Raw genomic sequence first — 18,551 nt, forward strand, 5'->3', positions numbered from 1 at the left:
GTGACCGGAGACCACCTCTCGTTCGAGGGAAACTGCGGTGTCCGCGCCCAGCCCACGAGTGCGACTGGCAGCGGGCGATCCAACGGTGTAATGCCCTCCCTTGCCTCTGATTTCCTGTGCCGTACTCCGTGCTGTCCGTCGGTGTCCGAGCCCCACGCGACTTCATGGCCCCAACACGTACGACGAACTCTCCTTACCTCGGGTGAAGCCCTGAACAAGCGTCGGCTCCACCCGCTGTCACACCACTACCTCACTACGGCAAATGTCTGCCGCCGAGCTGAGCAGGGCTTGCAAGATCCCTGGCCCCACTCCTTCGCCCTCGTGCGGGGCGGCAACGTCAGCGTCTTTGTTTGCTCTGTTTTCGACACCAGGAACGTTAGCCGGCACCGGCGCGAATGTCTAGCGCTTCGCACATAGATTTTCTCCGAGGACGGGGATAGCCCGCCTGCGCAGCCAAGACCGTCGTGGCTGGGTGTGCGCGGAGATCTCCTGGCGCTCAACACCAGCACCGCGCTGATAGCGTCGGGCCGTGTCGATGTTCCGCACTCCTCAGGTGATTCTCTTCAGCGAGGATGTCTCCCGCGCCGCCGAGTTCTACGCCGGTCTCGGCTTCACCGAGACCTTCCGGGTGCCGGCCGAGGGCGAGCCGATCCACATCGATCTCGTGCTCGACGGCTACCAGATCGGCGTCGCCTCGGTGGCCTCCACCCGCGACGATCACGGGCTCGACCCCGTATCCCAAGGCCAGCGGGCCGCGGTGATCCTCTGGACCGACGACACGGCCGCCGCGTACGCCGAACTCACGGCGAACGGCGCGCCCGCACTGGCCGCACCGCACCGGTGGCTCGATCGCCTGCTGATCGCCTGGACGGCCGACCCGGACGGCAACCCGATCCAGATCGTCCAACAACTCGAGAGCGTGGACGGGTGATGACCGTGCCGCGGCGGGACGGCCACGTCAGCGACAGGTAGGCACGCAACGAGGTCGATCCGGGCCTGCCGGTAAGAAGTGCCCGGCAGGTGTCTACGAGTTGGCCGGCCTGCGGCGTTAATAGGGCGTGACGTTCGAGGAGTACGCGTTCGCTCGCACTTCGGCGCTGGTGCGGCTCGCCCGGCTGCTGACCGGTGACGAGCACCGAGCCGAGGACCTGGTTCAGGAGGTCCTGGCCCGGGCGTACGCCCGGTGGGGGCGCATCTCGCGGACGGATCGGCCGGACGCCTACGTCCGGCGCATGCTCGTCAACACCCACAACTCGTGGTGGCGTCGGCGCAGCAGCCAGGAGATCTCCGTTGCCGCGGTGCTCGATCGGGCGGGCGAGGTGGATGAGGCCGCCGGGGTCGCCGAGCGCGACGCATTGTGGCGGTTGGTCTGTGATCTGCCGGCACGTCAGCGCACCGTGATCGTGCTGCGCTACTACGAGGATCTGGACGACACGTCGATCGCGGAGATCCTCGCCTGTTCGACCGGGACGGTACGCACACACGCGAGGCGTGCCCTGGCGGCGCTGCGTCAACGACAGGTTGCGGCAACCCCCGCACGGGCAGGAGACCTCTGATGTTCAGTGACCTCGATGAGCAGCTCGCCGCCACGCTGAGGCATCGGGCGGGCGGCGACGTCGACCCGACGCCGATCGTGGAGCAGGCCCGGCATCGGGGCCGGCGGTTGCGACTGCGGCGGCGGGGGCTGATCACCGGCGGCGTGGCAGCAGCGTGTGTCGCTCTCACCTCGGTGGTGCTGGCGATCCCGGGCGTTCGGAGCACCGATGGCCCGATCATGCCGGCCGCGGCACTGATGCTGCCGGAGGCGCAGAGCGATGGGACCGTACGCCCCGAGGAGGTCGGTGCCGATCCCGCGACGGTGCACTTCTCGACCCACGCTCTGGTCAGCGATGCCGATTTCGCGTCGTGGCGCACCGGGCGCGGCATCGAGAGCGTCGAGTTCCGGGGCCCGAGCGGTCAGGCCCGTTTCGTGTTGGCGCGCACCGAAGTGTTGCTGGATGGGCTTCAGCAGACGTTGTCCTCGCAGGGGCGACCGCAGGGACGGACCGAGGTGCGGGTCGGCGACCGCTCGGGGGTCGCCTGGTTCGATCCGTCCGGCGACCGGAAGCTGTGGTTCGTCCGCTGGCAACCCGCCGACGGGCTCTGGGCCCAGGTGGACATGTACGCGACCACCCGCGACGAGGCGGCCGGCACGGCGAGCCGGGTCCGGTTCGACGGTGCCCACCGGTGCATCGTGCCGTTCCGCCTGGAGTCGCTGCCGCCCGACGGACGGCTGCTGGAGTGCTCGGTCACGCTCGGCCGGTCGGCGCGGGACTCTTTCGTCGAGGGCGCTCTGGTGGTCGGTGACGCCTCCGGCCGTTGGCTGACTGTTCGGGCGCAACCCGCCCCGGCCGGCGACGACGCCCGGCCCGGGGATCTCGTCGCTGGCCCGTACCGGGCTCGTCGGCAAGGCAGCGACGTGCTGGAGATGGCCGTCGAGCCGTGCGTCGTCGAGGCGTTCCGCAAGGGTTGGGGGAACGGCTACACCGAGGCCGAGGGCTTGGCGATCCTCGGCGGGTACCAGCCGGCCCGCGATCTCGACCGCCCAGACACCTGGTGACGCCACCGCATTGCGGAATCGTTGGTCATGAGCTGGGGATCAGCCGAGCCGCGCGGCTGGCCCGGTGTCTTGTTCGGGGCCCAGGAGCAGGGGCTCCACCCCGGTGATCCGCAGCACCCGCTGGGTGATTCCCCCGGCGCCGCGGACCGAGAAGCGGGAACCGACCCGGTCCGCCCGGTCCCGCGCCAGCAGGAGTACGCGCACACCCGCTGCGCTGAAGAAGCCGACGCCGGTCAGGTCGCAACACACTTCGGGATGGCTGTCGATCGCGTCCATCAGGGCCGTGGCCAGGCGTGGCGCGGTGTCCATGTCGACGTACCCCATCGGGGCGACAACCATCCGGTCGGCCGAGATGGTCGCGGACAGGTTCGTGAGCTCGGTGTAGCGAGTCACCTGGAACGACGGGCCTGAGGAGTCGACGTCGAGACGACCATCCCGCTGGCCGACGGCGAGCGCCGCTGGCGTGACCTGCCCGAGGCTGACTGCCGTCGGGTAGGTGTCGAAGTGGGTCTGAAAGAACCAGGAACGTTCGGTCATAGGAACACACGCCTCCTGTGGAAATCCGTAACAGGATTGGCGCATGGCTTGACCAACCTCGACGATAATGGGCCGCACAGTCGGCCGCCAGTCGGCGCGTCCGCTTCTGGCCGGACCCGCTGCGCTGCGCTGGCAGGCCGCCTCTTCCCGCGGCACAGCAGCTCGCTGCCGAACCCCTACGGCAGGCTGCCCAACCCACCGCGATCACGCTTGAGACTCGGCGGTCGGGTGGCCCTTTCCACCAGGGCGGCAGCAACCTCCCGCAGTTTGCGGTTGGAGTCCTGGGACACCTTCGCGAGGACCGCGAACGCCTCGTCGGGGGTGCAGCGGCGTTCGCCCATGATGATGCCCTTGGCCTGCTCGATGACGGCCCGGCTCTGCATGGCCAACTGCATCTGCGCGGCCAGGGTGGCGGTGGCGTCGTAGAGGTGGGCGTTGGCGAGGGCGACGGCGGCGTACCCCGCGAATGTCTGTGCGAGGGTGACCGCGTCCTCGTCGAAGGCACCCGCCTGGGCCCCGTAGATGTTCAGCGCACCGAGCACGGACTCCTGGATCGGGAACCCGATCGACAGTGAGCTGTGCGCTCCGCCCTGTACGGCCTGGGCCGCCCACTGCGGCCAGCGGGCCTCGTCGGACATGTCGGGGACGGACACGACAGCGGCGTCTCTGGCCGCCTCCAGACACGGTCCCTCGCCATGCTCGTACTGCAGTTCGTCGAGTCGCAGTGCCATCTCACCGCTGAACGCGGCGGTGTGCGCACCCTCCCGCTTGATCAACGTCACCGACACCTCCTCGGCGCCGGGGATCGTGCGCCGCGCCAGTTCGGAGACCTGGGTCAACACCCCAGACAGATCGGTCTCGCCGAGCTTGATCTGGCCGAGTTCGGAGATCGCCACATTGGGATCAATGGGCTGCTGTGCCATGACTTCAAGGTCCTCGTGCCCGGGGCGCGTACCGGTTGCAGGAAGGCGACGGCAGCGCGCGTGGTGATGGCGCACCGCGAGCACGGGGCGCCGCACGGACTCGCCAACGGAGCCCGGGCGCCCGCTGCTGGACGCTGACTGACCGACGCCCAAGCGTCGGCTGCGGCGCCAACTATACGACGCCGAGTCGAACGTCCCGGAAGGCGCAGCCGGATCGGCTCGGGCGCACTCGTTTGCCCCCCGGTCGGCGGTCCCCGCCCTGACAGGCCGTGTGTCGTGGATCCGGCGAGCCGGCTCAGACGGGCCCCAGCAGGGCGACCAGCGCGTCGTCGCCCTGGCCGAGCTGCGCGGCGCCGGTCGCTGGCGCGACCAGGAACCGGCGGCAGCCGTCGAGTTCCACGTACCGGTCGGGGCCAGCACCATCGAGCGGGCGCAGCACGGCGAAACGGGTCGCCGGGGTGGCACAGTCGGCCACCGCCCGGCGGTTGGACAGCGCACGGAACACGCCCGCCTGGCGCTCGGGTGGCAGCGGCCCGCCGTACACGAAGTCGCCCGCCGGTTTCTCGCCGTCCTGAAGCGACGCGGGCACCTGGTAGACGCAGAGGCGCAGCGGCCCGGCGGCCGGCGGTAGCCCCGGCCCGGCCGGCCCGGGGCTACCGTTGCGGGTCTCCACCCACACCAGGTCCGTCCACTGTTGCGCGCATCCGGCGGCCTCGGCCGCCGCGGATTCGATCTGCCGGATGGTGCGGGTGTCCACCGTGGTCCACTGCGGACCGGCCAACGCGGCGATCACCTCGGTGCGAGGCTTGCCACAGGAGTCCGTCGGGATGTGTGGCCGCAGCCAGCGCCCCCGGTCGTCCACCAGGGCCAACCACGGCGGGATGACCATCTCGAGGGTGCAGGCGACCTCCCCGCCGGTCTGCTCGCTGGGTAGGCGCAGCGCGGTGAGCAGCGGTGCGATCTGCTCGGCGCGTTGCTCGGTGGCGATCTGCTCCTGGCCGCCGTTGGGGCCCGGCCGAATCTCGCGCCCGCAGATCACGGCCGCGACCGCTGTGAACGCGGGGTCGATGCGACCGATCGCCGGCTCTTTCACGGCCGCCGGCGGCGTCTCCGTGTTCGGCACCGTGATCATCTCGCCGGCCCGGGGTGCCGCCTTGGCACAGGAGGTCCACCCATCGACGATCTGGGCCGGAGCGGGCTCGTCGGCCCCGCCCGGCCCGATCACCGTGCCACCGCAGCCACCCAGCGCCATGCCGAGCAGTGCCACCGCCAGTACCGTCCGGGACGAGCGCATCCGGCTCACCACCCTTCCACCCGAGGATGAGACGGACGGCAGACACGTCTGGTTCCGGCCGGCCGGTCGCAGCCATCCGACCGGCGGCGTGACGAGGGTGACCGGTGGGGACGTCGCCGGCTGGGTCCGGGTGCCCGCCGGCAGAATGGCCGAATGGCACATCTGGGACTTGTCGCGCTGCTGGTCAGGGAGTACGACGAGGCGATCGACTTCTACGTCGGCGACCTCGGTTTCGAGCTGGTGGAGGACACCGCCCGACCGGACGGTTCGCGCTGGGTGGTGGTACGCCCGGCGGGGGCCCGCGAGACGGCCCTGCTGCTGGCCCGGCCGAGCAGCGCCGAGCAGAAGGCTCGGATCGGCGACCAGACCGGCGGTCGGGTCGGGCTGTTCCTGTACACGGAGGATTTCGCCCGGGACCATGCCCGGATGGTGGGGGCCGGGGTGCGTTTTCTGGAGGAACCGCGGCACGAGGCGTACGGTTCGGTAGCGGTATTCGTCGATATCTACGGCAACCGCTGGGACCTCCTTCAGCCCCGCAGCACAGAGTGACACATTAGCGACACTCCGCAACAAAGGGTCGGCCCGTCACCGTCCGCCATGCTATTGTCCGATGTCGATCTACGCCGCGTGGACCCGGACCGGGTCGTTGTCGGAAGGACACTTCCCGATGCCGGCCGTTGCCACCCCAACCGTGCCGCCGCCCACGTTGGACAATCCGGCCGGTGGGGCCCTGGGCCTCATCTTCACCACGTTGCCAGCGCTGCTGCGGCTGAGCTGCGGGCTGTTCGGCGCGGCGGTGGCCGTGTCGGTGCAGACCCCGCCGGTGGAGCAGGCGGTGTTGCTGCCCGCGGTGGCCGTGCTGACCGGCTGGTCCCTCTGGTACGCGCACCGCGCGTTGCGCCACGGCATCGGCCCCGCCCTCGTCGCCGGTGACGTGGCGGTCACCGCGCTGGCCTGCCTCCTCATCCCGGTGCTGGTGGCGCCCGAGGTGCTGCCTGGCGAGGGCAGTTGGATCGCCGTGCTGGCCAGCACCACGGTGATCAACGCACAGGCCACCACCTCGGCACGCTGGTCGATCCCGGCCGGGCTACTCGTGATCGCCACCTACGTGACCGGGGCGCAGGCCGCCGGCAATCCCATCGAAGCCAGGGCGCACGCGGCCACGCTGCTGGCGCAGACCCTCTGCACGGCGATGATGGCGGCGGTCATGCGCCGACGCATCGGCCGGGCGGACCGCGCCTTCGTCGAACACCAGCGGCTGACCCGGGAGGCGTTGGTCGCGCGCGCCGCCCGCGAGGCCGAACGCCAACAGAATCGCGACCTGCACGACACAGTGCTCGGGACGCTGACCATGGTGGGGCTGGGCGCGGTGGCCGGACCCTCGGCTGTCTTCCGGGACCGGTGCGCGGCCGACCTGCGTACCCTCGTCTCGCTCACCGACATCGGCCCGGTGGCCGGCGACGGTCCGGTGCCGCTCGACGGGCGGTTGCGGTTGGTGGTCGGCCGGCTGCCCGAGCTTGCGGTACGACTGGATCTGGCGTCCTGCACCGTCCCCGTCGGGGTGGCCGACGCGATCAGCGAGAGCGCCTACGCGGCGCTGTCCAACGTGGTCCGCCACGCACCGGGCGCCGGGGCCACGCTGCGGCTGAGCCGCGACGCGATCGGCGTCGTGGTCGAGGTCGCCGACGACGGCCCCGGCTTCGACCTGGCCACCGTCCCCCCGCACCGGTACGGACTGCGCGAGTCGATCCGCGGCCGGATGGCGACGGTCGGTGGGCGGGCCGTCGTGCACTCGGCCGTCGGAGCAGGCACCCGGATTCGACTGGAGTGGCCCGGTGTCGGCTGACCTGAACGCCCCGGCGCACCCCACCGACGTGCCGGAGGCACCGCACCGGACCCGCGTTCCGACGCCCCGCGAGCCGGGCTCCCCCGCGGCGCTCGCCGCGCCGGCCGCCGTGGCGCACGCGTCCGACCGGGGTGCCCGGATCGCCGCCGTCGCCATCGCGTTGGCCTGGCACGTCGCGATCGCGCTGCCGGCGGTGCTGTCCGCCCGCGCGGAGTTCGCCGCGCCAGCGGTGGTGCTCGGCGCCTGGATCCTGGTCGCCGTGATCGGCGCGGTGGCCGGGGTACGACTGCTGCAAGGTTCGCCGCTGCCGCCGTGGCCGCTGGCCGGGCTGCTGCTGGTCGTCGACGCGGCCGTCTTCGCCGCGGCCGGCGAGCGGCAGTTGTTCACCGCCGCCAACTGGGTGTGGGGCACGCTCGGCTGGTTCTTCGTGCTGGCGGTGTGGGGTCGGCGCGTCGTGGGGCTGATCGCGCTCCTCAGCACGCACGCGTTGATCGCCCTGGTCGCCGTGCTCGGGCACGGCCCCGACCCGGCCGACGTGGTCCGCTACGTGATGTACGTCTACGGCACGTTCTCGCTGCCGGTGGCGGTCTTCGTGGGCAGCACGGTCATCGTCGGCCTGGCTCGGGAACGGGCCGCCGTCTCGGCCGCCGGTCACGCGATGGCCGCCGAGCGGGATGCCGCCGAGCGGGGCCTTCGGGAACGCCGGGACCGCCTCGCTCTGGTCAGCTCGGCGGCCGGTCGGGTCCTCGGGGATCTGGCCGCCGGCCAGGCCGACCCGGACGACCCGGAGGTGCAGCGTCGGTGCATGCTGGCCGCCGCCCGGCTGCGCCGGCTGATCGCCGAGTCCGACGATGTGCCCGACCCGCTGTTGCACGAGTTGCGAGCCGCCGCCGACCTGGCGGAACGCAACGGCCTACCGATCGACCTGGTCACCATCGGCACCCCGCCGCCGCTGCCGGTGGAGGTCCGCCGCCGACTGGCCGACCCACTCACCGGCACCCTCGCCGATGCCCGGGGATGGGCGCGTCTGACCGTGGTATCCGGCGCGGACGAGGTGGTGGTCAGCCTGGTCACGCCGGACCGGGAGGGGCCGGAGTCGACCGGCCCACCCCCCGGGGAGCACGACGACGGGCCGGTGCAGTACCTCTACGAACGGGACGGGAACATCAGATGGGCGCAGACCCGGTGGCGGCGGTGACTGGCGATCGGCCGGTCGGGGTGGCGATCGTCGACGACCACCCGGTGGTGGTCGAGGGGGTCCGCGCCTGGCTCGCCACCGAGCCGCGCCTGACGGTGCTCGCCACCGGCGACGACCCGGACGCCGTGCTGCGGGCGGCGCCGGACGCCGACGTCGTCCTGCTCGACCTGCGCCTGCACGGGCGGATGGCGTTGGACAAGTTGGCCGAGCTGAGCGCCGCCGGCCGGCGGGTGGTGGTCTATTCGGAGCACACCGACCCGCAGACGATGCTCGCCGCGTTGGACGCCGGGGCGGTCGCGTTCCTGGCCAAGCACGAGGGCCGGGAACACTGCGTGGAGACGGTGCTGGCCGCCGCGAGCGACCGTCCGTACGTGCCACCGGCGCTGGCCGGTGCGATGGTCGGCGACCCGCGGCCGGACCGGCCGATGCTGTCCGACAAGGAGCGTGAGGCGCTGCTGCTCTGGTTCCAGTCGATGTCCAAGGCGTCGGTTGCTCGGCGGATGCAGATCAGCGAGCACACCGTGAAGCAGTACGTCGACCGGGCGCGGATCAAGTACACCCGGGCGGGGCGACCAGCCGCCACAAAGGCAGCACTGCTCGCCCGTGCGATCGAGGACGGTCTCGTCCGCCCGGAGGAGATCGGCATCTACCGGTCACAGGCGACGCACGACCGGCCGACCCCCTAACAGGCGTCATGACAGGAGTCCTCCGGTCCGCCAGGCTTCAGTACACAGCCAGCTGACCGGAAGGTCGTGACGATGCACTCCGACGCGTCCCCCTTCTTCATCGGTCCCCACCGGTTCGACGCTCCCGACGACGACGTGGGCCCGACCCTGGACCGCCGCTACAACCTGCGACCGAGGCCCGGTGAGCGGGTGCTCGGGCGATACCCGCTACTGGTCGCGGGCTACCTGCTCGGGCCGAGCGAGGTGCGCCGCCGTTGGCAGCTGCCCGAGCCGGTCGCGGTGACAGTCACCGACCAGCGGATCTGCTGGGTGGGCAGTGGCTCGCAGCTGTCGCTGGTCGCCGACGGCACGCACCGGGCCCGACCACCCGCTCGACTGAACGGCTTGATGAGCGGTCAGATCCGCTGGCAGTGGCCGTCCCGGTTGGAACTGCCGGCGACCGAGCCGGGTGCCCAGGCGCAGCTGCTGATCGTCTGCGACGCGCTGCGCACCATTCAGCAGCCGGCGTTGGCCCTCAGCGGAGCCGCCGCCGAGGTCGTGGCGCTGGCCCGGCAGGTCCGCCGGGCGGTGGCCATGTTCCGGCTCAACCGTCCACAACTGGTCGACCTCTCGGCCCAGGAGCGTGACGTGCTGCTGCTGCGGGCCGGCCCCGCTCTGCTCGCCGGCGGCAGCCGGATCACGCTGCCCGGCTCGTTGCCGGTGGAGTTCCACTCCCGGGACGACTACTACCGCTCAAGACCGGATCCGACCTCGTGGGGCGGGCTCGCAGGCGGCGCAGCATCCGGGCATCGGTGAAGCCGACCGCCCGCGCGGCGGCTTCCACTGTGGTGCCGTGCCCGATCAGGTGCTCGGCCCGTTCCACCCGGAGCAGCTGCTGGTAGCCGAGCGGGGTGAGGCCGGTGCTCGCCCGGAACAGCCGGGTCAGGGTTCGTTCGGCCACGCCGCCGGCGGCGGCCAGCTCGGCCAGGGGCAGGGGCTCGGCGTACCGGCTGTCGATCAGATCCTGCACCCGGTGCACCGAGTCGGACAGGTGTGAGCGGTGCCGCATCAGCGCGCTGGCCTGCGGCTCGTGCCCGTTGCGGCGGGCGTAGACGACCAGTGTGCGGGCGATCTTCGCGGCCGTCGCCGGGCCGTGCCGGGTCGCCACCAGGTGCAGCGCCACGTCGATGCCACTGGCGATGCCTGCCGAGGTGACCACCCGGTCGTCCACCACGTACAGCACGTCCCGGACGACCTGGGCCGCCGGGTGCCGGCGGGCCAGGTCGTCCTGCACCTCGTGGTGGGTGGTGCAGCGTCGGCCGTCGAGCAGCCCGGCCCGCCCGAGCGCGTACGCCCCGGCGCAGACGCTGGCCACCGTGCCGCCGGCCGCGTGGTGTTCGGCGAGCCGCCGCAGGTCGCCGGGCGACACCGGCCCCTGCGGCCCGTGCGCCGCCGGCCGCCAACCGGGCACGATCACCAGGTCGTCCGGGGCCAGCTCGGGCCACCGGGTGTCGGCGACCAGGGGTACGCCCTGCACGGTGGGCACCTGCTCGCGCTCGGCGACGTAGTGCAGCTGATAGTCGTACCCGAGGTCGGCGACGCTGGAGAAGACCTGGGCCGGCCCGGCGAGGTCCAGCAGGTGCAGCTGTGGGACCAGCAGGAAGACGACCCGGGTCACGCCGTCAGCCCCGGTTGCCGGCGAGGGTCGCGCCGGTGACCTCGTCCACGGTGCGGATGGTCGCGAAGCGGCCAGCCAGCGCGTACTCGGTGCGGGTCACGATCTCCTCGTTCGTCAGGGTGCGCGGGTCGGCGAGGATCTCCGCGACCGTGGCGGTCTCCGGCAGGTCCCGGTGTGGGATGGGGAAGGTCAGCGTGGCGTCGGTGACGAAGGTCATCCGGTAGCCGAGGTCCGCGCCGACCCGGGTGGTGGTCTCCACGCACTGCTCCGTGCGGATGCCGCAGGCGGTGATGTCGGTGATGCCAGCCTGGGTGAGCAGTTGCTGGAGGTTCGTCGTGGTGAACGCGTTGTGCGCGGTCTTGACCAGCGTCGGCTCACCCTCGGCGGGGACCAGCCCGTCGATCAGCCGGACGTGCCCTAGGGCGGGGTCGAACAACCCGCCCGTGCCGGGCTCCGAGTGCAGGACCCAGACCACCAGGTCGCCGCGCTGCCGGGCGGCAGCCACCAGCCGGTCGACCTGGCGGATCATGTCGGGGTTGGAGCCGTACGCCCAGATCGGGCGCTGACGGAAGGACTCTTGCACGTCGATCACGACGAGTGCTGCTCTGCTCATGACGTCGATCCTGCTCGGACGGCGTCCGCGCCGGCAGACACCATTCTGCCCGGGTGCGGAACGATCCGGCCAACTCGGCGTCAGGCGGTGGGGGCGCGGTGTTCGGCGGCGGCGTCCAGAGCGGCGGCCTCCTCCGGTGAGGGCGCGCTGCCACCCAGGTGCGCGGGCTGCCACCAGGTGTCGTCCGGGCCGGCCGGGGTGTCCGGATAGTCCCGCTGCGCCCGGTCGACGAGGGCGCTGAGCCGGGTGGTCAGCTCGGCGGCCAGCACGTTCGGGTCCGGGAAGTCCGCCGGGTTGATCGGCTCGCCGATCAGGATGGTGATCGGCGTGTGCCGACGGGTCAGGGTGCGCGGGCGGCCCTTGGTCCAGAGGCGCTGGGTGCCCCACAACGCGACAGGCAGCACCGGCACCTTCGCCGAGCGGGCCATCCGGACCGTGCCGCTCTTGAGCTCCTTGACGGTGAACGACCGGCTGATCGTCGCCTCGGGGAAGACGCCGACGACCTCGCCCTGCTTGAGCGCGCCCACGGCGGCGCGGAACGAGGCCGCGCCGGCCTGCCGGTCCACCGGAATGTGCCGCATGCCGCGCATCAGCGGGCCGGAGATCTTGTGCGTGAAGACCGAATCCTTCGCCATGAAGCGGACCAGCCGGCCCGACGCGTTCGCGCCCAGACCGGCGAAGATGAAGTCGAGGTAGCTGACGTGGTTGCTGGCCAGCACCGCCCCGCCCGTGCGGGGTACGTGGTGGGCGCCCTCGATGGTGATCTTCAGGTCGAGGACCCGGAACAGCGTCTTGGCGGCGGCGATAACGGGCGGGTACACGAGCTCCGGCATTCGCAGAATCTACCCTGACCGGCTGGGGATCGGCTGGGTGGAGAACCGGCGGCGACGCGGGTGGCGCGCCACCGCCGGTTCGGCGGACCAGTCGGTCAGTCGGCGAGGTTGTTCAGGTCCAGTCGACCCCGGGCGAACGCGTCCACCCGACCCCAACGACCGGGGATGTCCAGCACCTCGATGCGACCCATCCCCACCGGCAGCCGTGGCTCGACCGCCAGGTGACCCTCGTGCGGCTCCAGACCGAGCATGGTGCGCAGCAGCAACAGCGGCGTACCGGTCGACCAGGCCTGCGGACTGCACGCCGTCGGGTACTCCACCGGGAACTTGGTCAGCTCCCGCGGGTAGCCGCCGAAGGCCTCCGGCAACCGGCCGTCGAAGTACGTGGCCGCGTCCAGGATGCCGTTGGCGATGGTCGCGGCCTCCTCGGCGAAGCCGTAGCGGCGCAGACCCCAGGCGATGAACGAGTTGTCAAACGGCCAGATCGTGCCGTTGTGGTAGCCGATGGGGTTGTACCGGGCCTCCCCCTCAGCGAGGGTGCGCACTCCCCAGCCGGAGAAGAGCCGCGGCCCGACCAGGTGCGCGGCGAGCTTCTCCGCCCGCTCGGGTTCGACGATCCCGCTCCACAGCAGGTGGCCGATGTTGGAGCTGAGGATGTCGCACTGCCGGCCGTCCGGGTCCAGGGCCAGGGCGAAGTACTCGCCGTCGGCCACCCACCAGTCCCGGTTGAACCGCTCCTTCAGCTCTGCCGATTCCCGCTCCAACTGGTCGGCGAACTCCGGGTCACCCCAGAACTCGCGCGCCAACCGAGCCGCGCGGACCTTCGCGTCGTACGCGTACCCCTGCACCTCGCAGGTGGCCCGTGGGAACGGCGGGAGCGTGCCGTCGGAGTAGGAGATCGAGTCCCAGGAGTCCTTCCAGCACTGGTTCTCCAGGCCGGTGTCGGTGTTGCGTCGCTCGTACCAGATGTAGCCGGTGCCGACCAGATCGGCGTAGTTGTCGATCCACCTCAGCGCCGCCCGCGACTCCTGCTCCAACTCCTTGACCAGCGCGACGTCCCCGCTCCACCGCTCGTACTCGTCGAGCAGCACGATGAACAGCGGCGTCGCGTCGACCGAGCCGTAGTAGGGCGAGTGTGGCTGCTCCTCGAAGGCCGCGGTTTCGCCGTAGCGCATCTCGTGCAGGATGCGCCCCGGGTCCTCGTCCCGGAAGTCGTCGAACCGGCTGCCCTGAAGGGACGCCAGGATGCGCAGCGTCGTCTTCGACAGCTGCGGGGTGAACGGCAGCGTCTGCAGGCAGGTGAGGATGCTGTCCCGGCCGAACATGGTCATGAACCAGGGCAGACCGGCGGCAGGGAGGGTGGCGCCGCCCAGCGACAGCGGCGAGAAGCGCAGCGCCGCCAGATCGATCAGACTGCGCCGGTATGTGCTGGCCACCCGGCCGTGCTCACTGTTGACCTTGGGCGCGTCGGCGATCCACTTCTCCAGGTCGTGCTGGAGAGCGAGCCGCTCGGTCCCGTGTTTGCGCAGCCCGAACCGCAGGTCCCGGCCGCCGGGCCCGACCGCGTGGGTCTGGACGTCGATCGAGGCATCCCACTGCTCGTTGGGCTCCAGGTGGACGGTGTACGCGAAGCCCTTGCTGTCGTACCGGGCCGACATCGACGACGAGATGACCGTCTCCCGCCGGAAGTTCCCCCGCCGGTAGCCCAGCCGCAGCCGGTCCGACTCCACCTCGGTGTAGATCTCGCCCTTCTTGTTCAGGATCTCGTCCTTGACCTGGAACAGGTCGGCGAAGTCCGACGCCGCGTCCATCCGGACTTCCAGGTCGACCGGCTTCTCGTCGTGGTTGAGGATGGTCAGCTGCTCACAGAAGCTGCCGCCCACCGTGCGCTCCCGGATGATCGACAGCTTCGCGTCCACGTAGTGCGTGGCCATCCCCGGGACCAGGAAGAATCGCGACTCGAAGTACTGGAGGTCGTCGTAGGAGAGCGAGTTGAGTCGCTCACCGTTGACGGTCAGCACCCAGGTCGACAGGAACCGGGTGTCGATGGAGAAGAGCCCGGTGGGCTCGCTCGGCGTCGCTTCGATGTCACCGGTGTCCTCGCAGACGACGAACGTGTTGCCGTCCAGGATTCGGATCGTGTTGCTCTGCCCCATCAGTGCACCTCCCCGGCGAATCGCCGACGCGGCCCACGGGCGTCCGGGGAACCCGGGAAGATCCGCTCCACCTGTACGACGAGACGAGCGTCGCCCGACACCGTCATGTCCCCCCGCAACAGCGCGGCCAGGCCGTGCTCGCGCCCCGAGGCGATGTCGTCGAAGAGGACCGGGCTCGCGCCGATCACAGTGTCGGCCTCCTGGTCCTCCTGACTTACGTTCAGCCGGCCGTGGTCGATCCTCAGCAGCCAGTGCCGGGTCTGCGCCCCCTCGTGCAGGTCGATCCGCAGCGTCCCGGAGGTCTTGGCCAGCAGGGGCTCGTACCCCCGCCGGTCCAGGTCCTCGAAGAACCTCGTGGTCGCGTCCACCATCGGGTCCACTCCTCCCAGTTGCCGGGCCGGGGATCCCACCCACCGCGCTCGCGTCGCACGGACGGCCGGCGTTGCACGTCCCCGCACGGGTCCCCGCCGCTCCCCCGGTCAACCTCGCCCAATTCGGGTGAGCGCCGCCCCGCCCCGGTGGGGACGCCACAGCGCCGGCCCTCCCGGAAGGGGAGAGCCGGCGCGCGCCGCGGCGGACGGGTCAGTTGTTCGGCTCGTCGGCGCTGATGTCGGCCAGGACCGACTGCGGTTCGCGCTCGACCGCGAGGTCACCCATCGACACCAGACCGATCAGGCGCCCGTCGTCGATCACCGGAAGTCGGCGTACGGCGTACGTCCGCATCAGGTCCGCGGCGGCCACGGCATCGTCGTACTGACTCACCGTGATCACGTCGCGAGTGGTGATCTGGCTCAACCGGGTCGAGCCCGGGTCCATGTTCTCCGCGACACCTCGGACCGTGATGTCCCGGTCCGTGACGATGCCAACCACACTGTCACCGTCGGTCACCACCACATCGCCAATCGCGCTGTCACGCATCTCCTGCGCGGCGGCGATGAGCGTGTCGTTGCCGTCCATCGTCACCAACCGGGTCGTCATGAACTCTCCGACCGTTGTCATGGTGCTCCCCTCTCGGTGTCGGCACGGCCGTCTACCCGCCGCCCGGGAGGGGGTAACGCCGACGGCCCCGGCCTATCGACGCGGGTGCCGCAGGCGTCGCAGTTCGTAGAGGCCGCTGCTGGTCAGGCTGTAGAACGCCGGCAGCAGCAGGAAGATCACCAGCGCGAACAGCGGGCTGGCCAGGAATCCGACCAGGATCGCCAGCGCGTACCCCAGGAGGCCGACAGCGGCCCGGGCCCGTTCGGCCGGGAAGAACCCAAGCGGCACCGTCTGGTCCAGCAGATCGTGATGCCGGGCGAGGTAGTGGTACAGCCCCAGCCAGCTCACCGAGACCAGCACGCCGACCAGACCGTAGACGACCACGCCGGTCCGTTGGTCCGCCTGGTCGCCGTCGCGCATCGCCTGCGAGACGACCGAGGTGGCGAACGGCAGCAGCGCGGTGCTGAACAGCACTCCGAGGTTGTACCACTGGAGGGCTTTTCCGCTGTTCACCACGCGGTTGAAGGCGGCTCGGTGGTTCAGCCAGCCCACCGCCACGTACACGTACGACGTGACATAGGCGAGGTACGCGGGCCACTGCTCGACCAGCGCGTGGAGCAGCCGACCGCGGCCGACCCGAGGCGGCTGGAGGTCGAGCACCAGCAGCGTGATGATGATGGCGAAGACCCCGTCGCTGAACGACAGCAGCCGGGAGGTCTCCCGCCGCAGGGTCGGGCCGGCGGGGCCGGTGTCGTCGCTGCTCGTGCCGGCGCCCATCGCCCATCCCCTCCCCGACGTCCCGCAACGGCAAAGCAGGGCGGTATACCCGTCGACGGGCGGCACACCCGCCTACGGGCGGCGCGCGTCGGCTCCGCTGCCTACCGTGGGCGGATGATGACGGGCGAGGACGAACTGCGGGACCTGGTCGCCGGCAGCGGTTGGCTGACCCGGGCGCTGAGCGTGGTGCGTGACTCCGGGTTGCCGGACGCCTGGATCGGCGCGGGCGCCCTGCGTGACCTGGTCTGGGGCGAACGGTACGGCGACGGGTTCGACCCGGCGCGGGTCCGCGACGTGGACGTGGTCTTCTTCGACCCGGCGAAGCTGACCCCCGTCGACGACGACCGGGCCACCGCCCGGCTGGCGGGGATGTGGCCGCAGCCGCCGTGGCAGGCGCGCAACCAGGCGGCGGTGCACACCTGGTACGCGGCCAAGTTCGGCGGCGACCCGATCGAGCCGTACCGCAGCGTGGCCGAGGCGGTCGCCACCTGGCCGGAGTACGCGACAGCGGTGGCCGTCCGCCTGGACCCGGCCGACCGGCTCAAGGTCTGCGCCCCGTACGGCCTGACGGATCTGCTGGGCGGGGTGTGGCGGCACAACCCGGCCCGGGTGGACGTGGCCCGGTCGCGGCAGCGGTTGGCCCGGCACCGGCCGGCGCAGCGCTGGCCCGGCGTGACCGTGATCGAGCCGGGCTGATCGGCTGTGGCGGGTCAGCCTCGGGGCGGCATGCCGTAGAGCCGCTCGACGTGCAGGCGTAGCACGATCCGTCCCTCGTCGACCATGGCCTGGCGGTACTCGTCCCAGTCGGGGTGTTCACCGCTCAGCCCCCGGTAGAGCGCCACCAACTCCTCGACCGTGTCGTCGCCGAGCTGGGTGGCCGGCGGGGTCAGTTCGGCGCGGCCCTCGACCACGGCGTACGCCCAGCCGTCCTCGCTGCTGACGTGGAAGCTGGCGCGCGGGTCGCGGCGCAGGTTGGCGGTCTTGGCACGGCCGTCGGTGACCGAGACCCGGATCAGGCCCGCGTCCCGGTCGAAGGAGTAGAGCACCGTGGACAGTTGCGGACGCCCGTCCCGCTTGATGGTGGCGAGCACGCCCATCGAGCGGCCGGCCACCAGATCGGTCAACGCCTGCTGGGTGCGGTCATCCGGCATGGTGTCCTCCAGTTGGACGATCGTCTCCGACCCATCCAAGCAGACCGGCCGGCCGCCGCGGGCGACCACCCGGGAACGGCACCGAGCCCCCGCCGACGGACGGCGAGGGCTCGGTGAGGGCTCGGTGTTTCGGCGACCGCGCCGGTCAGCGGCGCTCGGCGGCGACCAGCTCGGCGAGTTGCACAGCGTTAAGCGCGGCGCCCTTGCGCAGGTTGTCGTTGGAGCAGAACAGGGCCAGCCCGTACTCGACGGTCTCGTCGGCGCGGATCCGGCCCACGTAGGTCGGGTCCTGGCCGGCGGCCTGCAGCGGCGTCGGGACGTCGGTCAGCGCCACCCCGGGCGCGTCGGCCAGCAGTTCGTGGGCGCGCTGCGGGGTGAGCGGCCGGGCGAACCGGGCGTTGATCTGGAGCGAGTGCCCGGTGAACACCGGCACCCGGACGCAGGTGCCGGAGACCTTGAGGTCAGGGATCTCCAGGATCTTGCGGCTCTCGTTGCGGAGCTTCTGCTCCTCGTCGGTCTCGAACGAGCCGTCGTCGACGATCGAACCGGCCAGCGGGAGGACGTTGAAGGCGATCGGCTGGGCGAACGAGCGCGGCGCGGGGAACTCCACGGCCGACCCGTCGAAGGCCAGCCCGGCGGCGTGCTCGGCCACCTTGCGGACCTGCTCGTCCAGCTCGGCGACGCCGGCCAGCCCGGCGCCGGAGACCGCCTGGTAGGTGGAGACGACCAGGCCGACCAGGCCAGCCTCGGCGTGCAGCGGACGCAGCACCGGCATCGCGGCCATCGTGGTGCAGTTCGGGTTGGCGATGATGCCCTTGGGCCGTTCCAGAGCGGCGTGCGGGTTGACCTCGGCGACCACCAGCGGCACCTGCGGGTCCATCCGGAACGCCGACGAGTTGTCGATCACCACGGCGCCGGCCTCGGCGACCCGGGGCGCCAGTTCCCGAGCGGTGCCCTTACCGGCCGAGAAGAGCACGATGTCCAGCTCGGAATAGTCAGCGGTCGCGGCGTCCTCGACGATCACCTCGCCGTCGCGCCACGGCAGCGCCCGCCCGGCGGACCGCGCCGAGGCGAACAACCGCACCTGCTCCGCTGGGAACTCCCGCTCCGCCAGCACCTGCCGCATCACGCCACCGACCTGGCCGGTGGCCCCCACAATGCCGATCCTCATGTCCGCGAGGCTACCGACCCCACCCCCGAAACCGGGACCCCTTTCCCACCCCCCGGGTCCCACCTCACACCCCGCCCTACGGCTGTCGACCAAGAGATTTGCGTCAGAAAGCGTGCTCCGGATGACGCAAAT

The 18,551-nt window shown here is 71.3% G+C and carries 21 protein-coding genes; 9 read left to right on the forward strand and 12 right to left on the reverse strand.

Annotation, left to right across the window (positions count from 1 at the left end; all coding sequences use genetic code 11):
• Positions 1-535: 535 nt before the first annotated feature.
• The 3 genes from ACQRWP_RS21975 (at position 536) to ACQRWP_RS21985 (ending at position 2,599) form a co-directional block, all read left to right on the forward strand.
• The gene (locus tag ACQRWP_RS21975; RefSeq protein ID WP_430503255.1) at positions 536-931 is read left to right on the forward strand and encodes a VOC family protein; all 396 of its coding nucleotides are present in this window, start codon (positions 536-538) and stop codon (positions 929-931) included.
• Positions 932-1,058: 127 nt separating this feature from the next.
• Positions 1,059-1,556 carry a SigE family RNA polymerase sigma factor gene (locus ACQRWP_RS21980; RefSeq protein ID WP_430497378.1) on the forward strand — a complete coding sequence of 166 codons (498 nt, stop codon included), beginning with the start codon at positions 1,059-1,061 and terminating at the stop codon, positions 1,554-1,556.
• Positions 1,556-2,599, forward strand: a complete 1,044-nt coding sequence (locus ACQRWP_RS21985) for a hypothetical protein (RefSeq protein ID WP_430497380.1) — start codon at positions 1,556-1,558, stop codon at positions 2,597-2,599. Before ACQRWP_RS21980 ends, ACQRWP_RS21985 begins: the two co-directional genes overlap by 1 nt.
• A 39-nt stretch (positions 2,600-2,638) precedes the next feature.
• Here ACQRWP_RS21985 and ACQRWP_RS21990 read toward each other — a convergent pair whose 3' ends face one another.
• From ACQRWP_RS21990 to ACQRWP_RS22000, 3 genes are all read right to left on the reverse strand, one after another.
• The gene (locus ACQRWP_RS21990) at positions 2,639-3,136 is read right to left on the reverse strand and encodes an STAS domain-containing protein (protein ID WP_430497381.1); all 498 of its coding nucleotides are present in this window, start codon (positions 3,134-3,136) and stop codon (positions 2,639-2,641) included.
• Positions 3,137-3,312: 176 nt separating this feature from the next.
• Positions 3,313-4,059 (reverse strand): GAF and ANTAR domain-containing protein, encoded by a 747-nt coding sequence (locus tag ACQRWP_RS21995; RefSeq protein ID WP_430497383.1) that lies wholly within the window; start codon positions 4,057-4,059, stop codon positions 3,313-3,315.
• Between the two features lie 295 nt (positions 4,060-4,354).
• Positions 4,355-5,353 (reverse strand): hypothetical protein, encoded by a 999-nt coding sequence (locus tag ACQRWP_RS22000; RefSeq protein WP_430497385.1) that lies wholly within the window; start codon positions 5,351-5,353, stop codon positions 4,355-4,357.
• A gap of 153 nt (positions 5,354-5,506) precedes the next feature.
• Here ACQRWP_RS22000 and ACQRWP_RS22005 point away from each other — a divergent pair, with 153 nt between their 5' ends.
• The 5 genes from ACQRWP_RS22005 (at position 5,507) to ACQRWP_RS22025 (ending at position 9,878) form a co-directional block, all read left to right on the forward strand.
• Positions 5,507-5,902, forward strand: coding sequence for a VOC family protein (locus ACQRWP_RS22005; protein WP_430497387.1), 396 nt, complete (start codon positions 5,507-5,509; stop codon positions 5,900-5,902).
• Positions 5,903-6,020: 118 nt separating this feature from the next.
• Positions 6,021-7,199 carry a sensor histidine kinase gene (locus ACQRWP_RS22010; RefSeq protein ID WP_430503256.1) on the forward strand — a complete coding sequence of 393 codons (1,179 nt, stop codon included), beginning with the start codon at positions 6,021-6,023 and terminating at the stop codon, positions 7,197-7,199.
• A gap of 28 nt (positions 7,200-7,227) precedes the next feature.
• A complete protein-coding gene (locus ACQRWP_RS22015; RefSeq protein ID WP_430503257.1) occupies positions 7,228-8,397 on the forward strand; it encodes a hypothetical protein in 1,170 nt (389 codons plus the stop codon).
• A complete protein-coding gene (locus ACQRWP_RS22020) occupies positions 8,370-9,083 on the forward strand; it encodes a response regulator transcription factor (protein WP_238678153.1) in 714 nt (237 codons plus the stop codon). Before ACQRWP_RS22015 ends, ACQRWP_RS22020 begins: the two co-directional genes overlap by 28 nt.
• A gap of 72 nt (positions 9,084-9,155) precedes the next feature.
• Entirely contained in the window at positions 9,156-9,878 is a 723-nt protein-coding gene (locus ACQRWP_RS22025; protein ID WP_430497389.1) for a hypothetical protein, read from the forward strand.
• On the opposite strand, the gene ACQRWP_RS22030 is transcribed toward ACQRWP_RS22025, so the two are convergent.
• The 7 genes from ACQRWP_RS22030 to ACQRWP_RS22060 form a co-directional block, all read right to left on the reverse strand.
• Positions 9,760-10,740 carry a GlxA family transcriptional regulator gene (locus ACQRWP_RS22030; RefSeq protein ID WP_430497391.1) on the reverse strand — a complete coding sequence of 327 codons (981 nt, stop codon included), beginning with the start codon at positions 10,738-10,740 and terminating at the stop codon, positions 9,760-9,762. The genes ACQRWP_RS22025 and ACQRWP_RS22030 overlap by 119 nt on opposite strands.
• Positions 10,741-10,744: 4 nt before the next feature.
• Positions 10,745-11,353, reverse strand: a complete 609-nt coding sequence (locus tag ACQRWP_RS22035; RefSeq protein ID WP_430497393.1) for an isochorismatase family protein — start codon at positions 11,351-11,353, stop codon at positions 10,745-10,747.
• Positions 11,354-11,433: 80 nt separating this feature from the next.
• On the reverse strand, positions 11,434-12,186 hold the full coding sequence (locus tag ACQRWP_RS22040) for a lysophospholipid acyltransferase family protein (protein WP_430497395.1): 753 nt from the start codon (positions 12,184-12,186) through the stop codon (positions 11,434-11,436).
• Between the two features lie 95 nt (positions 12,187-12,281).
• Positions 12,282-14,342 carry an amylo-alpha-1,6-glucosidase gene (locus ACQRWP_RS22045; RefSeq protein ID WP_430497397.1) on the reverse strand — a complete coding sequence of 687 codons (2,061 nt, stop codon included), beginning with the start codon at positions 14,340-14,342 and terminating at the stop codon, positions 12,282-12,284.
• A complete protein-coding gene (locus ACQRWP_RS22050) occupies positions 14,342-14,713 on the reverse strand; it encodes an SCP2 sterol-binding domain-containing protein (protein WP_091405597.1) in 372 nt (123 codons plus the stop codon). Before ACQRWP_RS22050 ends, ACQRWP_RS22045 begins: the two co-directional genes overlap by 1 nt.
• Positions 14,714-14,924: 211 nt before the next feature.
• Complete coding sequence (locus ACQRWP_RS22055; protein ID WP_430497400.1) at positions 14,925-15,341, reverse strand: CBS domain-containing protein; 417 nt, start codon at positions 15,339-15,341, stop codon at positions 14,925-14,927.
• Between the two features lie 72 nt (positions 15,342-15,413).
• Positions 15,414-16,097: a TMEM175 family protein gene (locus ACQRWP_RS22060; protein ID WP_430497401.1), complete on the reverse strand. Its 684-nt coding sequence runs from the start codon at positions 16,095-16,097 to the stop codon at positions 15,414-15,416.
• Positions 16,098-16,211: 114 nt separating this feature from the next.
• On the opposite strand from ACQRWP_RS22060, the gene ACQRWP_RS22065 reads away from it, so the two are divergent.
• Positions 16,212-16,793 carry a nucleotidyltransferase family protein gene (locus ACQRWP_RS22065; protein WP_430497402.1) on the forward strand — a complete coding sequence of 194 codons (582 nt, stop codon included), beginning with the start codon at positions 16,212-16,214 and terminating at the stop codon, positions 16,791-16,793.
• 14 nt (positions 16,794-16,807) lie between these two features.
• On the opposite strand, the gene ACQRWP_RS22070 is transcribed toward ACQRWP_RS22065, so the two are convergent.
• The gene (locus ACQRWP_RS22070) at positions 16,808-17,248 is read right to left on the reverse strand and encodes a PPOX class F420-dependent oxidoreductase (protein ID WP_430497404.1); all 441 of its coding nucleotides are present in this window, start codon (positions 17,246-17,248) and stop codon (positions 16,808-16,810) included.
• 145 nt (positions 17,249-17,393) lie between these two features.
• On the reverse strand, positions 17,394-18,419 hold the full coding sequence (locus tag ACQRWP_RS22075) for an aspartate-semialdehyde dehydrogenase (RefSeq protein WP_430497406.1): 1,026 nt from the start codon (positions 18,417-18,419) through the stop codon (positions 17,394-17,396).
• Positions 18,420-18,551 lie beyond the last annotated feature (132 nt).

The sequence above is a fragment of the Micromonospora trifolii genome (assembly GCF_050516465.1).
GTDB classification, from domain to species: domain Bacteria; phylum Actinomycetota; class Actinomycetes; order Mycobacteriales; family Micromonosporaceae; genus Micromonospora; species Micromonospora trifolii.

Bases quoted from the DNA above. Each gene is read 5' to 3' on its own strand.
- ACQRWP_RS21975 (WP_430503255.1), top strand. From the start codon at position 536: ATGTTCCGCACTCCTCAGGTGATTCTCTTCAGCGAGGATGTCTCCCGC.
- ACQRWP_RS21985 (WP_430497380.1), top strand. From the start codon at position 1,556: ATGTTCAGTGACCTCGATGAGCAGCTCGCCGCCACGCTGAGGCATCGG.
- ACQRWP_RS21990 (WP_430497381.1), bottom strand. From the start codon at position 3,136: ATGACCGAACGTTCCTGGTTCTTTCAGACCCACTTCGACACCTACCCG.
- ACQRWP_RS21995 (WP_430497383.1), bottom strand. From the start codon at position 4,059: ATGGCACAGCAGCCCATTGATCCCAATGTGGCGATCTCCGAACTCGGC.
- ACQRWP_RS22000 (WP_430497385.1), bottom strand. From the start codon at position 5,353: ATGCGCTCGTCCCGGACGGTACTGGCGGTGGCACTGCTCGGCATGGCG.
- ACQRWP_RS22005 (WP_430497387.1), top strand. From the start codon at position 5,507: ATGGCACATCTGGGACTTGTCGCGCTGCTGGTCAGGGAGTACGACGAG.
- ACQRWP_RS22010 (WP_430503256.1), top strand. From the start codon at position 6,021: ATGCCGGCCGTTGCCACCCCAACCGTGCCGCCGCCCACGTTGGACAAT.
- ACQRWP_RS22020 (WP_238678153.1), top strand. From the start codon at position 8,370: ATGGGCGCAGACCCGGTGGCGGCGGTGACTGGCGATCGGCCGGTCGGG.
- ACQRWP_RS22025 (WP_430497389.1), top strand. From the start codon at position 9,156: ATGCACTCCGACGCGTCCCCCTTCTTCATCGGTCCCCACCGGTTCGAC.
- ACQRWP_RS22035 (WP_430497393.1), bottom strand. From the start codon at position 11,353: ATGAGCAGAGCAGCACTCGTCGTGATCGACGTGCAAGAGTCCTTCCGT.
- ACQRWP_RS22040 (WP_430497395.1), bottom strand. From the start codon at position 12,186: ATGCCGGAGCTCGTGTACCCGCCCGTTATCGCCGCCGCCAAGACGCTG.
- ACQRWP_RS22045 (WP_430497397.1), bottom strand. From the start codon at position 14,342: ATGGGGCAGAGCAACACGATCCGAATCCTGGACGGCAACACGTTCGTC.
- ACQRWP_RS22050 (WP_091405597.1), bottom strand. From the start codon at position 14,713: ATGGTGGACGCGACCACGAGGTTCTTCGAGGACCTGGACCGGCGGGGG.
- ACQRWP_RS22055 (WP_430497400.1), bottom strand. From the start codon at position 15,341: ATGACAACGGTCGGAGAGTTCATGACGACCCGGTTGGTGACGATGGAC.
- ACQRWP_RS22060 (WP_430497401.1), bottom strand. From the start codon at position 16,097: ATGGGCGCCGGCACGAGCAGCGACGACACCGGCCCCGCCGGCCCGACC.
- ACQRWP_RS22065 (WP_430497402.1), top strand. From the start codon at position 16,212: ATGATGACGGGCGAGGACGAACTGCGGGACCTGGTCGCCGGCAGCGGT.
- ACQRWP_RS22070 (WP_430497404.1), bottom strand. From the start codon at position 17,248: ATGCCGGATGACCGCACCCAGCAGGCGTTGACCGATCTGGTGGCCGGC.
- ACQRWP_RS22075 (WP_430497406.1), bottom strand. From the start codon at position 18,419: ATGAGGATCGGCATTGTGGGGGCCACCGGCCAGGTCGGTGGCGTGATG.